Origin of the sequence: Micromonospora sp. NPDC048887 (assembly GCF_040649715.1) — a bacterium.
In the GTDB taxonomy this organism is placed as follows: Bacteria; Actinomycetota; Actinomycetes; order Mycobacteriales; family Micromonosporaceae; genus Micromonospora.
This window is the reverse complement of the sequence record NZ_JBEZGA010000016.1, coordinates 18,202-30,813: the sequence shown is the minus strand read 5'-3', so window position 1 is coordinate 30,813 and position 12,612 is coordinate 18,202. Positions and strand designations below refer to the sequence as shown.

General features: G+C 74.3%; 14 protein-coding genes and 1 pseudogene. 8 read left to right on the top strand and 7 right to left on the bottom strand.

Annotated features, from left to right (window positions below; all coding sequences use genetic code 11):
- Positions 1-29 precede the first annotated feature (29 nt).
- Both AB0C17_RS22700 and AB0C17_RS22695 read right to left on the bottom strand, forming a co-directional pair.
- Entirely contained in the window at positions 30-701 is a 672-nt protein-coding gene (locus tag AB0C17_RS22700) for an ATP-binding protein (protein ID WP_357480343.1), read from the bottom strand.
- 56 nt (positions 702-757) lie between these two features.
- Positions 758-1,756 (bottom strand): SDR family oxidoreductase, encoded by a 999-nt coding sequence (locus tag AB0C17_RS22695; RefSeq protein ID WP_357383689.1) that lies wholly within the window; start codon positions 1,754-1,756, stop codon positions 758-760.
- 193 nt (positions 1,757-1,949) lie between these two features.
- Between AB0C17_RS22695 and AB0C17_RS22690 the strand changes: the two genes are divergently transcribed.
- The gene (locus AB0C17_RS22690) at positions 1,950-3,236 is read left to right on the top strand and encodes a glycosyltransferase (protein WP_357472368.1); all 1,287 of its coding nucleotides are present in this window, start codon (positions 1,950-1,952) and stop codon (positions 3,234-3,236) included.
- A gap of 20 nt (positions 3,237-3,256) precedes the next feature.
- Here AB0C17_RS22690 and AB0C17_RS22685 read toward each other — a convergent pair.
- The 4 genes and pseudogenes from AB0C17_RS22685 to aroA form a co-directional block, all read right to left on the bottom strand.
- Positions 3,257-4,084, bottom strand: a pseudogene (locus AB0C17_RS22685) (hypothetical protein); the annotation flags it as partial.
- Positions 4,085-4,144: 60 nt separating this feature from the next.
- The gene (gene hisN / locus AB0C17_RS22680; RefSeq protein WP_357480340.1) at positions 4,145-4,963 is read right to left on the bottom strand and encodes a histidinol-phosphatase; all 819 of its coding nucleotides are present in this window, start codon (positions 4,961-4,963) and stop codon (positions 4,145-4,147) included.
- Positions 4,964-5,023: 60 nt separating this feature from the next.
- Positions 5,024-5,959 (bottom strand): ribosome small subunit-dependent GTPase A, encoded by a 936-nt coding sequence (rsgA, locus tag AB0C17_RS22675; protein ID WP_357472362.1) that lies wholly within the window; start codon positions 5,957-5,959, stop codon positions 5,024-5,026.
- Between the two features lie 162 nt (positions 5,960-6,121).
- On the bottom strand, positions 6,122-7,423 hold the full coding sequence (aroA, locus tag AB0C17_RS22670; RefSeq protein WP_357472359.1) for a 3-phosphoshikimate 1-carboxyvinyltransferase: 1,302 nt from the start codon (positions 7,421-7,423) through the stop codon (positions 6,122-6,124).
- A gap of 102 nt (positions 7,424-7,525) precedes the next feature.
- Here aroA and AB0C17_RS22665 point away from each other — a divergent pair, with 102 nt between their 5' ends.
- The 7 genes from AB0C17_RS22665 to AB0C17_RS22635 all read left to right on the top strand — a co-directional run bounded on the left by AB0C17_RS22665 (position 7,526) and on the right by AB0C17_RS22635 (position 11,989).
- The gene (locus AB0C17_RS22665; protein WP_357472356.1) at positions 7,526-8,233 is read left to right on the top strand and encodes an SOS response-associated peptidase; all 708 of its coding nucleotides are present in this window, start codon (positions 7,526-7,528) and stop codon (positions 8,231-8,233) included.
- Positions 8,234-8,445: 212 nt separating this feature from the next.
- Positions 8,446-8,838 (top strand): WhiB family transcriptional regulator, encoded by a 393-nt coding sequence (locus tag AB0C17_RS22660; protein WP_354871564.1) that lies wholly within the window; start codon positions 8,446-8,448, stop codon positions 8,836-8,838.
- A 100-nt stretch (positions 8,839-8,938) separates the two neighbouring features.
- Positions 8,939-9,550 (top strand): alpha/beta family hydrolase, encoded by a 612-nt coding sequence (locus tag AB0C17_RS22655; protein ID WP_357480338.1) that lies wholly within the window; start codon positions 8,939-8,941, stop codon positions 9,548-9,550.
- A 225-nt stretch (positions 9,551-9,775) separates the two neighbouring features.
- Positions 9,776-10,585 carry a sigma-70 family RNA polymerase sigma factor gene (locus tag AB0C17_RS22650; RefSeq protein ID WP_357383704.1) on the top strand — a complete coding sequence of 270 codons (810 nt, stop codon included), beginning with the start codon at positions 9,776-9,778 and terminating at the stop codon, positions 10,583-10,585.
- Between the two features lie 2 nt (positions 10,586-10,587).
- On the top strand, positions 10,588-10,875 hold the full coding sequence (gene rsrA, locus AB0C17_RS22645) for a mycothiol system anti-sigma-R factor (RefSeq protein ID WP_026267729.1): 288 nt from the start codon (positions 10,588-10,590) through the stop codon (positions 10,873-10,875).
- A gap of 389 nt (positions 10,876-11,264) precedes the next feature.
- Positions 11,265-11,480: a biotin/lipoyl-binding carrier protein gene (locus AB0C17_RS22640; RefSeq protein ID WP_357383706.1), complete on the top strand. Its 216-nt coding sequence runs from the start codon at positions 11,265-11,267 to the stop codon at positions 11,478-11,480.
- Positions 11,477-11,989 (top strand): GNAT family N-acetyltransferase, encoded by a 513-nt coding sequence (locus AB0C17_RS22635; protein ID WP_357480335.1) that lies wholly within the window; start codon positions 11,477-11,479, stop codon positions 11,987-11,989. The genes AB0C17_RS22640 and AB0C17_RS22635 overlap by 4 nt, the downstream gene beginning before the upstream one ends.
- Before the next feature lie 7 nt (positions 11,990-11,996).
- Here the strand turns inward: AB0C17_RS22635 and AB0C17_RS22630 are convergent, their stop codons facing one another.
- Complete coding sequence (locus AB0C17_RS22630; RefSeq protein ID WP_357383711.1) at positions 11,997-12,581, bottom strand: helix-turn-helix domain-containing protein; 585 nt, start codon at positions 12,579-12,581, stop codon at positions 11,997-11,999.
- Positions 12,582-12,612: the final 31 nt, after the last annotated feature.

Here is a 12,612-nt window from a genome sequence, read left to right as displayed (position 1 = left end):
GATCGGGAGTAACGGGGCGAAAAGGTGCCTCAGTTGCGGAACATCGCCTCGTCCTCGGCGTACAGCACGCACCACACCACCTTGCCGTCGGGCAGCGCGGTGCTGCCCCAGCGCCGGGCCACCGTGTCGATCAGCAGCAGCCCCCGCCCACCCACCGAGTCCGCCGGCGCCGGCCCCCGGTACGCGGGCCGCCCGGTCGAGTGGTCCCGGACGGCCAGGTGCAGCGCGCCGCCGCGCGGGGCCAGCCGCAGCGTCATCGGCGTGACGGCGTGCGCCACCACGTTGTTGACCATCTCGGTGACCGCGATGCAGGCCGGCTCCGCCAGCTCCGGCAGCCCCCACCTGGCGCACCCGGCGGTCACCAGCACCCGCGCCTCGCGGGCGGCCTCGACCACCGGGGGCAGGTCGGCGTCGAGCGGCTCGGGCGGCGCGTCCGGCGGCGGCGCGGCCGGATCGAGCAGCAGCTCGGCGGCGGGCCAGTCGGCGACCGCCCGGCAGACCTCGTCCAGCGCGTCGCGTGCGCCCGGATCGGGAATCCGCACTCCGGACAGGTCCACCAGCAGCACCCCGGGTCGCCGCCACAGCCGGGCGAGCAACGCGTCCCGCACGGTCTCCACCTCGGACCGGTCGAGCACTCCGGTCAGCCGGACCGTCGGGGAGGAGTCGTCGGTCTCCACCAGGCAACGCGCATCCGTCGGCATGATCGCCCCATTGTGCACGTCGGCCCGCGCCCGCGCACCGGTCCGGTCGACGGGACTCACGGCCGACCGGACCGCGACCGGCGGCTGAGCGCCGCCACCGTGCCGACGGCGGTGCCGGCGGCCAGCCCGACGGCCGCTGTCAACCGCAGCACCTGACCGCGTCGGCCGGACCACCCGTCGGTCCGCTCCGCGTCCGAGTCCGGCGTGAACACGGCGCCGGTGGAGCCGGCGCGAAGGCCGGGGCCGAACTGGGTGCGCGCGGTGTACCAGCCCAGCACCCGCTCGGCCACCGCCGGGGCGAGCCGCCACTGGAGCCCGATCAGCCGGGCCGCGCCGCCCGCGTACGCCTCCCGCCGGGGCCGGCGCAGCAGCTTGACGATCGTCTCGGCGACCATGTCCGGCGGGTACACCGGCGGCGGCGCGGTCAGCTCCCGGCCGGAGTGGTTGGCCGCGTGCCGGAAGAACGGCGTGTCGATGGTGGCGGGCAGCACCGTGCAGACTGAGATGTTCCCCCGGCCGGTCACCCGCAACTCCTGCCGTACGGTGTCGGCCAGCCCGCGGATCGCGTGCTTCGTCGCGTTGTACGCCGACTGGTACGGCATCGCCACCTCGGCCAGCACCGAGGCGTTGTTGACGAGCACCCCGCCGCCGGCCGCCTCCAGCCAGGGCAGCGCGGCCCGCGTCCCGTACACGGCGCCGAGCAGGTTCACGTCCACCACCCGGCGGAACTCGGCCACCGGGATCTCGTCGAACAGCCCCACGGTTCCCACGGCGGCGTTGTTGATCCAGGCGTCGATCCGGCCGAACTCGGCCACGGCCCGCTCGGCCAGCCGCTGGACCGCCTCCGGGTCGGTCACGTCGGTGGGCACGACCAGGGCCCGCCCGCCCAGTTCCCGGCAGAGCAGGGCGACCCGGCGCAGCGCGGACTCGGTCCGGGCGGCCAGCACCACGTCGGCGCCCCGGCGGGCCAGCGCGTACGCGGTGGACGCGCCGATCCCGCTGGAGGCACCGGTGACGACGACAGTGGCGTCGGAGAGACTGCGGGTGAGCGGCATTCCTCGTCGGTACCCCCGGCCCGGGCCGTCATGCCGACCGATTTCGCCCGTGATCGGGTTCGGTCGGCTGTCCCGTCGGCGGGACGCGGTGGCCGGGTGACCCCCCGATCTGTCAGGTTTGGGCGCACCGGACCTGGGTTAATGGGACGCTCTGACCGGAGACCCCGCTCGCGAGAACGCATGGAGGTGCACCATGCGCGTCGGCCTTGTATGCGCGCACGCCGGCTCGTCCACCGACGGTCCCGCCGTCGGGACGCAGGAGCACATTGCGCGCGTGGCGGCGGAACTCGCCGCCCGGGGCCATGACGTCCGCGTCTACGAGCGCCGTGCCGCGTCCGCCCAGCCCGCCCTGACCGAACTCGACGGCTACCGGGTGGAACGTGTCCCGGTCGGCCCGCCCGACACGCTCTCCACCGCCGAACTGGTCCCCTTCGTCGCCGAGTACGGCCGCTGGCTGGCCGGGCAGTGGGCCGGTGACTGGACCCCCGACGTGGTGCACGGGCACTACTGGATCGGCGGGCTGGCCGCCGCCCACGCGGTACGCGCCACCGACATCCCGGTGGTGCAGACCTTCCACTCGCTCGGCGTGGAGCAGTTGCGCCACCTCGGCCGTGACTACACCGGGCCGGGGGAGCGCATCCCACTGGAGCGGGCGCTGACCCGGGCCGTGGACGTGGCGGTGGCCCAGTGCAACGACGAGGTCGACGAGCTGACCCGGATGGGCCTGCAACGCACGTCGGTGGCGATGGTGCCGACCGGCGTGGACACCGGCCGCTTCCACCCGGACGGCGAGGCGGCGCCCCGCGACCGGCGGCCCCGGATCCTCTCCGTCGCCGGGCTCGCGCCCGGGCACGGCCAGGACGACCTGATCCGGGCGATGCGGCTGGTCGGTGACGCCGAACTGGTGATCGCCGGTGGCCCGCCGCCCGAGCGGCTGGACGGGCACGCCGAAGCGCGCCGCCTGCGCGAGCTGGCCGAACGCGCGGGCGTGGCGGAGCAGGTGAAGCTGGTCGGCGCGGTGCCGCACGACCAGATGGCCACCTGGTACCGCTCCGCCGACGTGGTGGCCTGCACGCCGCACTACGCGTCGGCCGGGCGGGTGTCGCTGGAGGCGATGGCCTGCGGCGTGCCGGTGGTCGGCTACGCCATGGGCGGCATCGCCGACGCGGTGGTGGACGAGGTGACCGGCAAACTGGTGCCGCCGGGTGACGTCCGCACGCTCGGGGTGACGCTGCGCCGGCTGCTGTCGGACAACGCCGGGCGGTTCGCGTACGGGCACGCCGCCGTGGACCGGGTCCGGTGCAGCTACACCTGGGAACGGACCGCCGCCGCGCTGGAGCGCCTCTACGAGCGGGTGATCGGGCGTCGCCGTCCGGCCACCCCGATCGAGCCGACGCCGGTCGAGGTGACCGCGCCGGTCGAGGTGGCCGCGCCGGTCGAGGTGGCTGTCTCGGAACGGGGACCGGTCGAGGCGGCCTGAACCGGCACCATCCCGGCGCCCACGATCGCCTTCTGGCGGGCGCTGGCGTGGTGGTGCTGCGGTTCGGCGTACCGGGTCAGGCCGACCACCGCCGCGAGCGTCACCAGGAAGCCGAGCCCGGCCAGCCACTCCCGGCCGGGCCAGATCTTGTCGTTGAGCAGCAGCAGCCCGACGACCGCCGCGGGCACCGCGCCGGCCGCGTCCATCGCGGCGACCGCCGCCGTGGTCGACCCGCGTTGCATGGCCAGCCCGAGCAGGAGCTGACCGATCACCGAGTGGACGACGAGCAGGTAGAGCAGCGGGTCGCGGAAGAACGCCTCCGCCGATCCGGCCGAGGCGAGCGGGCGGGCCGCCACCGCCGCGGCGGAGAACGCCATCCCGGCGAGCGAGCCGAGCACCACGGACCCGAGCGCGCCGTGCAGCCGGGCGGCGAAGAAGCCCGAGCCGGCGATCGCCACCACGGCCACCGCCAGGCCGACCAGCCCGGCGGTGCCGAGCTGCCGTGACGGCGCCGGCTGGGCCGACAGCACGAGCGCGGTGATGCCGGCGAACAACAGCACCAGCAGGACCACCTCGGCGGCCGGCAGCCGCCACTTGAGCACCAGCACGCCGAGTACGGCGGTCACCCCGAGCCCGGCCGCCACGCTGGCCTGGACCAGGAACAACGGCAGGTCCCGGCGGGCCAGGAAGGCCAGCACGAAGCCGACCACCTGGCAGGCCAGGCCGATCAGGTACGTCCGGTGCCCGGCGAGGCGCAGCAGCAGCCCCGGGTCGAACGTGTGGTGCACAGTGGTCCGCGCGGCGGCGACCGACTGAAGGAGGTTGGCGAAGCCGTACGCGATGATCATCGCCGCCAGGAAGCACCAACCAGAGGAAACCACCTGGCGAGGATAGAGGCTCCCCCCGGGTCAGCGCTCGGCTGGACGGCCGAGCCGGGCCAGGATGTCGTCGTGCAACGCGCCGTTGCTGGCCACGGCGCTGATGTCGGCCGAGTCGGTGCCGGCCGGCGCGGGCCGCCCGGCCAGGTCGGTGATCCTTCCGCCGGCCTCGGTGACGATCGGCACCAGCGCGGCGATGTCCCAGAGCGACAGTTCCGGCTCCACCATCACGTCCAGTGCGCCCTCGGCCAGCAGCATGTAACCGTAGAAGTCGCCGTACGCGCGGCTGCGCCAGGTGTCGCGCATGAGTTGGAGCACCGCGTCCAGCCGGCCGGCCTGTTCCCAACCGGTCAGCGACGAGTAGCAGAAGCTCGCGTCGCCGAGCGCGGTGACGCCGGAGACCCGGATCGGCGTGCCGTCGGCCGGGCCGGTGCCCGCGAACGCGCCCGCGCCGAGCGCGCCCCACCAGCGGCGGCCCAGCGCCGGGGCGGAGACCAGGCCGAGCACCGGCCGGTCGTGTTCCAGCAGCGCGATGAGCGTGGCCCAGACCGGTACGCCCCGGACGAAGTTCTTCGTGCCGTCGATCGGGTCGACCACCCAGCGCCGCCCGTCCGGTCCGGCCGGCGGCTGCTCGCCGTACTCCTCGCCGAGCAGGCCGTCGGCGGGACGGTGGGCGGCCAGCAGCGCGCGGATCTCCCGCTCGACGGCGGTGTCCGCGTCGGAGACCGGGGTCAGGTCCGGCTTGGACTCCACGCGCAGGTCGAGTGCGCGGAACCGGGCCGAGGAGACGGCATCCGCCGCGTCGGCGAGCAGGTGGGCGAGGGCGAGATCGTCGGCGTACCCGGTCATGTCCGACACGCTAGTGGCGGCGGCCCGGCCCGCGACGGCGGGTCGCCGCCGGTCCGCCGATCAGGACCCGGCGAGCGGGTCGCCGGGGTTGCGCTCCGGTTCGCGCGGGTCGCCCTCGCCGCTGCGCGAGGCCAGCAACCGGCGGTACGAGGCGAGCCGGCGCGCGTCCGCCTTGCCGGCGGCCACCCAGGCGTCGAGCGCGCAGTCCGCCTCGTCGGCGGTGTGCGGGCAGTTGGCCGGGCAGTCCACTGTCGCCTCGACCAGGTCGGGGAAGCCGTGCAGCAGGCTCTCGGCGGACACGTGGGCCAGCCCGAAGCTGCGTACCCCAGGGGTGTCGACGATCCAGCCGGTGTCGCCGTCGGCGCCGCGCTCGGCGGGCAGGCGCAGCGCCACCGCGCTGGTCGACGTGTGGCGGCCCCGGCCGATCGCGCTGACCGTGCCGACCGCCCGTTCGGCGTCCGGGACGAGGCGGTTGACGAGCGTCGACTTGCCCACCCCGGAGTGCCCGACCATGACCGAGACCCGGCCGGTGAGCAGCGCCCGCAGCGCGGCCAGGTCGGAGTCCGGGCGGATCAGCACGTACGGCAGCTCCAGCTCGGTGTAGTAGCCGAGCACCGCCTCCGGGCCGCCCAGGTCGGCCTTGGTGAGGCAGAGCAGCGGCTCGATGTCGGCGTCGTACGCGGCCACCAGACAGCGGTCGATGAACCCGGTGCGCGGCGGCGGGTCGGCGAGCGCGCTGACGATCACCAGCTGGTCGGCGTTCGCCACCACCACCCGTTCCAGCCGCCCCTCGGCGGTGGTCTCGTCGTCGTCGGCGGTACGCCGCAGCACCGAGGTCCGTTCGGCGATGCGCACGATGCGGGCCAGCGCGCCGGGTGCCCCGGAGGTGTCCCCGACCAGCCCGACCCGGTCGCCCACCACCACCGACTTGCGGCCCAGCTCGCGGGCGCGCATGGCGGTCACGAGCGGCGCGTCCGGCCCGGCCCCGGACAGCACGCACGTGTAGCGGCCCCGGTCGACGGCGATGACGAAGCCCTCGACGGCGTCGGCGTGCCGGGGCCGGGTGCGCGTACGCGGGCGCGACGACCGGCCCGGTCGGACCCGTACGTCGTCCTCGTCGTACTCGCGCCGCTTCGTCGCCAGGACGTCCCCCCGCTGTCAGTTCTTGCCGGTCACCATCCCCGACCATAGTGCCGGGAACTCCGGCATGGTCTTCGAGGTGCACGCCACGTCGTCGACCTCGATGCCGGGGACGGCGAGCCCGGCCACCGCCGCCGCGTGCGCCATCCGGTGGTCGGCGTACGTCTGGAACGTCCCGCCGCGCAGCGGCCGGGGCCGGATCTCCAGCCCGTCGTGGGTCTCGGTGATGTCCGCGCCGAGCGCGGTGAACTCCTTCGCCAGCGCGGTCACCCGGTCGGACTCGTGGCCGCGGATGTGGCCGATGCCGGTGAGCCGGGACGGGCCGTCGGCCAGCAGCGTGAGCGCGGTCAGCACCGGGGTCAGCTCGCCGACGTCGGAGAGGTCGGCGTCGAGCCCGCGTACCGTGCCGGTGCCCCGCACGGTCAGGCCGTCGGTGCCGAGCGTCACCTCGCCGCCCATCCGGTGCAGCAGCTCCCGCAGCCGCTCGACCGGCTGGAGGCTGCTGCGCGGCCAGCCCTGCAGCGTCACCTCGCCGCCGGTGACCAGCGCGGCGGCGAAGAACGGCGCGGCGCCGGACAGGTCGGGCTCGATCTCCCAGCCACGCCCGGACAGCGTGCCCGGCTCGACCGTCCAGACGTCCGGCGTGGTGTCGTCCACCGCGGCGCCGGCGGCGCGCAGCATCTGCACCGTCATCCGCACGTGCGGCGCGGACGGGACCGGGGGACCCTCGTGCCGGACCACCACGCCCCTGTCGAACCGGGGCGCGGCCAGCAGCAGCCCGGAGACGAGCTGGCTGGACGCGGAGGCGTCGATGACCACCTCGCCGCCGGCCACCCGGCCGGCGCCGAGCACGGCGAGCGGCAGGCTGCCCGTCGGCGGTGCGTCGATGCGGACGCCGAGCGCCCGCAGCGCGCCGATCAGCGGCCCGAGCGGGCGGGTTCGGGCGTGCGGGTCGCCGTCGAACGTGACCCGGCCGGCGGCCAGCCCGGCCACCGGGGGCAGGAAGCGCATCACCGTGCCGGCCAGGCCGACCTCGACGTGTGCCGGTCCGGCCAGCGGGTTGGGGCGGACCAGCCAGCGGTCGTCGTCCGAGATCGACACGTGGGCGCCGAGCGCGCGCAGCCCGCCGGCCATCAGCTCGGTGTCCCGGGCGCGCAGTGGCAGGGCGAGTGTCGACGGCCCGCCGGCGAGCGCGGCGAGCACCAGGGCCCGGGCGGTCATGGACTTGGAGCCGGGCAGGCGCAGCGTCGCGGCGACCGGGTCGCTCGCGGTCGGCGCGGTCCACTGCTGCGGCGGACGCGTCGCGGTCGGATTGCTCACCGTTACATTCTGCCAAGCTCCCGGCCCGGTGGCACCGTTCGTCGCCCCCGCTCCCGTTGGGCGGGACAGCCGGGACGTCCGAATGCGGCTAGCGTGGGCGCCATGTGCGGGAGGTACGCCACGACCCGGAGCGCCGCCGATCTGAGCGCGATCTTCGAGTCTGCCGACGAGACCGGCGGGGTGACGCCGGACTTCAACGTGGCGCCGACCGATCCGGTGCCGCTGGTCCGGCTCGCCCCGGAGGGGCACCGCCTGCTCTCCCTCGGCCGCTGGGGCCTGCTCCCGCAGTGGTCGCGCAGCGCCGCCGGGGCCGCCCGCATGATCAACGCACGGGCCGAGACGGTCGCCACCAGCCGGGCGTACGCGCCGTCCTTCGCCCGCCGCCGCTGCCTGGTCCCCGCCGACGGGTGGTACGAGTGGGTGCGCCTCGCCGACGGCGGACGCCAGCCCTACTTCATGACCCCGCGGGACGGCTCGGTCCTGGCCCTCGCCGGCATCTGGTCGGTGTGGGAGCCGGCCGGGGCGGCCCGGCTCACGTTCAGCGTGCTCACCACCGCCGCGGTCGGCGAGCTGGCCGAGGTGCACGACCGGATGCCGCTGCTGCTGCCGCCGGAGCGCTGGGCGGCCTGGCTGGGCCCGGCCGAGGAGCCGGCTGAGCTGCTCGCGCCGCCGCATGCCGGCCTGCTCGCCGGCCTGGAGATCAGGCCCGTGTCCCGGGCCGTGGGCGACGTCCGCAACGACGGCCCGGAACTGATCGTGCCGGTGGTTCCGGCGGGCACCGGGACGGCCGCCGGAGCGACCCTGTTCTGATCACGCTCTGCCACATTCACGCGGCCCTTTCTGTCGGGGTTGGGTGGGAAAGTCGCCCAGACGTTCAGTCACTTTCATCGAAGACCCTTGTCCTTACGCATGCGAATGCGATAGAACACAGCGCCGGTGATGGGCGTCTGTTCGCACGGGGCGGATGACATCCATCGATCTTTTAGAGATCTTCGCCGGTTCCCACGGGGGAGGTGGGTGTATTGACACGGGCACGCATGCCCCGTCCGCACGAGGTAGCCGCCGCGCGGCGCGATCCGCGACTGCTGCGGGCGCTTGACGAACGACGCCAGGACGACGCCTGGCGCACCAGGGGCACCTGTCAGAACGTCGATCCGGAGACGTTCTTCCCGGCGCCGAACGAGCCGGCCGACGCCGCCGTGGCGCTCTGCCGCACCTGCGACGTCCAGGGCTCCTGCCTGGCCTGGGCGCTGGAGGTGGGCGACTGCCACGGCGTCTGGGGCGGCACCACGCCGCGTGAGCGGCGGGCCATGCTGGTGGCCTGGCGCAGCGAGGTGCAGCCGGATCCGGACGCGCTCGACGACGCCGGCCCGCCGGTGCGCGACCGTCTGCTCACGCTGGTTCCGCTGAGCTGATCCCGACGTCGCCCGTGGCCCGCCGCAGTGGGCCACGGGCGACGTCGGCGTTTCCGCGCCCGGCCGCCGGTGGGCCGCCCGGCCCGCGCAGAATGAGCCGGTGCGGCACGACGACGAGATCGACACCCCGAGAGGCCCCGCCCGGCTGCGGTTCGATCCGCCTACCGGCGGCGCGACGGTGCTGGTGCTCGGGCACGGCGCCGGCGGTGACGTGGACGCGCCGGACCTCACCGCGGTACGCGACGCGGCGCTCGCCGCCGGGGCGGGGGTGGCCCTGGTGACCCAGCCGTACCGGGTGGCCGGACGCCGCGCGCCCGCCCCCGCCGGGCACCTCGACGAGGCGTGGACGGCGGTCCTGGCCGAGCTGCGCCGTCGCGCCCCACTGGTGCGCCACTGGGTGGTCGGGGGCCGGTCCAGTGGTGCCCGGGTGGCTTGCCGTACCGCCGCCGCCGTCGGGGCGGCCGGAGTCGTGGCGCTGGCCTTCCCGCTGCACCCGCCGGGGCGACCGGAGCGTTCCCGGGCCGGGGAACTGCGCACCGGGCTGCCCACGCTCGTCGTGAACGGCGACCGGGACCCGTTCGGCGTACCCGGGCCGGGCCCCGGCATCGAGGTGGTGGTCCGGCCGGGGGAGCGCCACGACCTGCGCGGAGATCCGTCCGGCACGGCCGCCGTGGTGCGGGACTGGCTGCGCGTACACGGGTGGTCGTCCTGACCGGCGGCGCGTGCCGTGACCGTCCGACGCGGCGGGTCGTTGCACCGGTTGGTGCCGGCCGCCCGGTTCGGGCGCGCCGGGGCCACCCTCCCAGGCCCTTCCTGGTCCCAGCCTCGGTCGCGGCCGAGGCCGGGACCAGGATCGGGTGGGGTGGAGGAATGCCGCACCCCGCACCTCGCGTTACCTCCCTTGGACGACGACAGAGCCAGGCGAGGGGGGTGACCGGTGCCGATCGAGACACGGAGCCGGGAACGGGACGAACGGGACGAGCGCCAGCTCCGGCGGCTGCTCGACGCGCCGGAGTGGCCCGCGGCGGCGTCGGTCGTGAGCACCGGCACACACTCCGGAAGTGAATCTGCCGGTAAGTGGGTACGCGTATCCTCGGCGGGAAAGCATCCGACGCGAGGGGATGTGCGGTTGACCACCGAGAAGACGGACGAGCGCAGGGCCCGCTTCGAGCGGGACGCGATGCCCTTCGTCGATCAGCTCTACGCTGCCGGGCTGCGGATGACCCGCAACCCGGCGGACGCGGAGGACCTGGTTCAGGAGACGTACCTGAAGGCGTACGCCGCCTTCCACCAGTTCGAGCAGGGCACGAACCTGAAGGCCTGGCTCTACCGGATCCTGACCAACACCTACATCAACACCTACCGCAAGCGGCAGCGCCAGCCCATCCAGGCGCCGACCGAGGAGATCACCGACTGGCAGCTCGCCGAGGCCGAGTCGCACACGTCCAGCGGCCTGCGTTCGGCCGAGACGGAGGCGCTCGACCGGCTGCCGGACAGCGACGTCAAGGAGGCCCTCCAGCAGCTGCCGGAGGAGTTCCGCATGGCCGTCTACCTGACCGACGTCGAGGGCTTCTCGTACAAGGAGGTCGCCGACATCATGGGTACGCCGATCGGCACCGTGATGTCCCGTCTGCACCGTGGCCGACGTAATCTGCGGAAGCTGCTGGAGCAGTACGCGGCGGAGCGGGGTTTCAGCGCCGCCTCGTCGAAGAAGGGTTCGACCGCCGCCGCCGGCCGGGAGGTGTGACCGTGAGCTGTGGACAACCGCACGAGACGGACTGCCGCGAGGTCCTCGCCGAGGTCTACCTCTACCTCGACCTGGAGTGCGCCGAGGAGCGCCGGGTGCTGATCCGGCACCACCTGGACGAGTGCGGGCCGTGCCTGCGCGAGTACGGCATCGAGCAGGAGGTCAAGGCGCTCGTGGCCCGGTGCTGCGGCAACGAGGCGGCGCCGGAGAAGCTGCGGGAGCGGCTGCGCCTGCGGCTGACCGAGCTGGTGGTCTTCGAGACCACCGAGTCCCGCGAACTGGCCGACTGACAAGCCACGAACGGCCCGGGTCCGTGATCGGACCCGGGCCGTTCCGCGTTTCCGGCTTCTGCCGCGCTGATCCGATGATCAGGAGTTGGGGCGCTTGCCGTGGTTGGCGCTGCTCTTCTTCCGGGCCTTCTTCTTCCGGGCCTTCTTCGCCATGCTCTGCCTCCTTGTGCTGGTCACGGTTCCGTCCGCGGCTGGGCGCGGCGGAGGTCGCGGTGTGGCCCCCGGGCTCGCCGTTGGCCGACCCGCACGATGCTAGTGCGGTGGTCGCCCGCCGGGACGCGGTGGGGCGGATCGCGCGCCCGGTGGTGCGCGGCCCGGCGTGACCGGCGTCATGATTGGATACCGTTCGCAGGATTGTCGGGGAGCTGTCGGAGAGGGAGGGCCACAAAATGGCCGAGGAGATCCGCGCCGAGATGGTGGCCAACGTCTGGAAGGTCGTCGTGTCGGCCGGCGACACGGTGTCCGAGGGCGACACCCTCGTCATCCTGGAGTCGATGAAGATGGAGATCCCGGTCGTCGCCGAGTCCGACGGCGTGGTGCGGAGGCTCGCGGTCAACGAGGGTGACGTGGTGCAGGACGGCGACCTGATCGCGGAGATCGGTTGACCGGCCTGCGGGTGCGCCGCGCCGAGCCGGCGGACCTGCCGGCAGTGGCCCGGCTGACGGTGGCCGCGTACGAGGCGGACGGCCAGCTCAAAGACGAGAGCGGGTACGCGCCGGTGCTCGCCGACGTGGCCACCCGCGCCGAGAGCGGCGAGGTTCTGGTGGCCGTCGACGACGCCACCGGCCACGTGCTCGGCGCGGTGACGTTCGTGCTGCCCGGCAGCCCGTACGCCGATCTCGCCGAACCGGGCGAGGCCGAGTTCCGGATGCTCGCGGTGGATCCGGTCGCACAGGGCCGGGGCGCGGGCGCGGCGCTCGTGTCCGCGTGCGTGGCGCGCGCGACGGAGCTGGGCTGCACGGCGTTGGTGATCTGCGTACGCGCCGGGATGGCGGCGAGCGCGCACCGCCTCTACGAGCGGCTGGGTTTCGTCAGGTACCCGGAGAAGGACTGGATGCCGATGCCCGGCATCGAGCTGCGCGGCCTGCGGCTGGACCTGACCGCGGCCCGCTGAGCGCGGCTCAGGCGTCGCCTTCCGCGCCGGTCTCGCCGATCTTGGCGAGCAGCTCGTCGGCGACCTGGAGCGCGATCCGCTTGCGCTCGTCGTCGGTGATGCCGGGCGCGCGTACCGCGAACCAACTGCTGTGCACCGCGAACAGCGTGAGCGCGGCGCGGAGCTGGGCGGCGGGGGAGTCGTCGCCCCGGCACAGCTCGTGCGCCAGGCGCATTATCCGGTCCCGCATCTGCTGGCCCGCGACAAGGCTCTTGAGCACCGTCTGGTTCTGCTCGAAGAAGCGCATCACCTGGGGCAGGTCGCCGGCGAACATGCTGTCGGCGTACCTGCCGATCAGGGCGCGCCGGGTGGCCAGCGTGGGTGGTTGGTCGGCGGCCCAGGCGATCAGCTCGTCCATCCGGCGCAGCCGGTCGTCGACCAGGCTGGTGACGATCTCGTCCTTGCTCTTGAAGTGGTAGTAGAGCGCCGCCTTCGTCACGCCGAGCCGCTCGGCGATCTCCCGCAGGGACGTCTTCTCGTAGCCCTGCTCGGTGAAGAGTTCCAAGGCGACGGCCTGGATCCGCTGCCGTGTGCCCCCTGTGGTCTCCCTCACCAGCCGACATCCTTCCAATCCGCTTGACGTG

What these genes read in the sequence shown, in the direction of transcription:
- AB0C17_RS22700 (WP_357480343.1), bottom strand. Translation starts at nt 701, where the DNA reads ATGCCGACGGATGCGCGTTGCCTGGTGGAGACCGACGACTCCTCCCCG.
- AB0C17_RS22695 (WP_357383689.1), bottom strand. Translation starts at nt 1,756, where the DNA reads ATGCCGCTCACCCGCAGTCTCTCCGACGCCACTGTCGTCGTCACCGGT.
- AB0C17_RS22690 (WP_357472368.1), top strand. Translation starts at nt 1,950, where the DNA reads ATGCGCGTCGGCCTTGTATGCGCGCACGCCGGCTCGTCCACCGACGGT.
- hisN (WP_357480340.1), bottom strand. Translation starts at nt 4,963, where the DNA reads ATGACCGGGTACGCCGACGATCTCGCCCTCGCCCACCTGCTCGCCGAC.
- AB0C17_RS22665 (WP_357472356.1), top strand. Translation starts at nt 7,526, where the DNA reads ATGTGCGGGAGGTACGCCACGACCCGGAGCGCCGCCGATCTGAGCGCG.
- AB0C17_RS22640 (WP_357383706.1), top strand. Translation starts at nt 11,265, where the DNA reads ATGGCCGAGGAGATCCGCGCCGAGATGGTGGCCAACGTCTGGAAGGTC.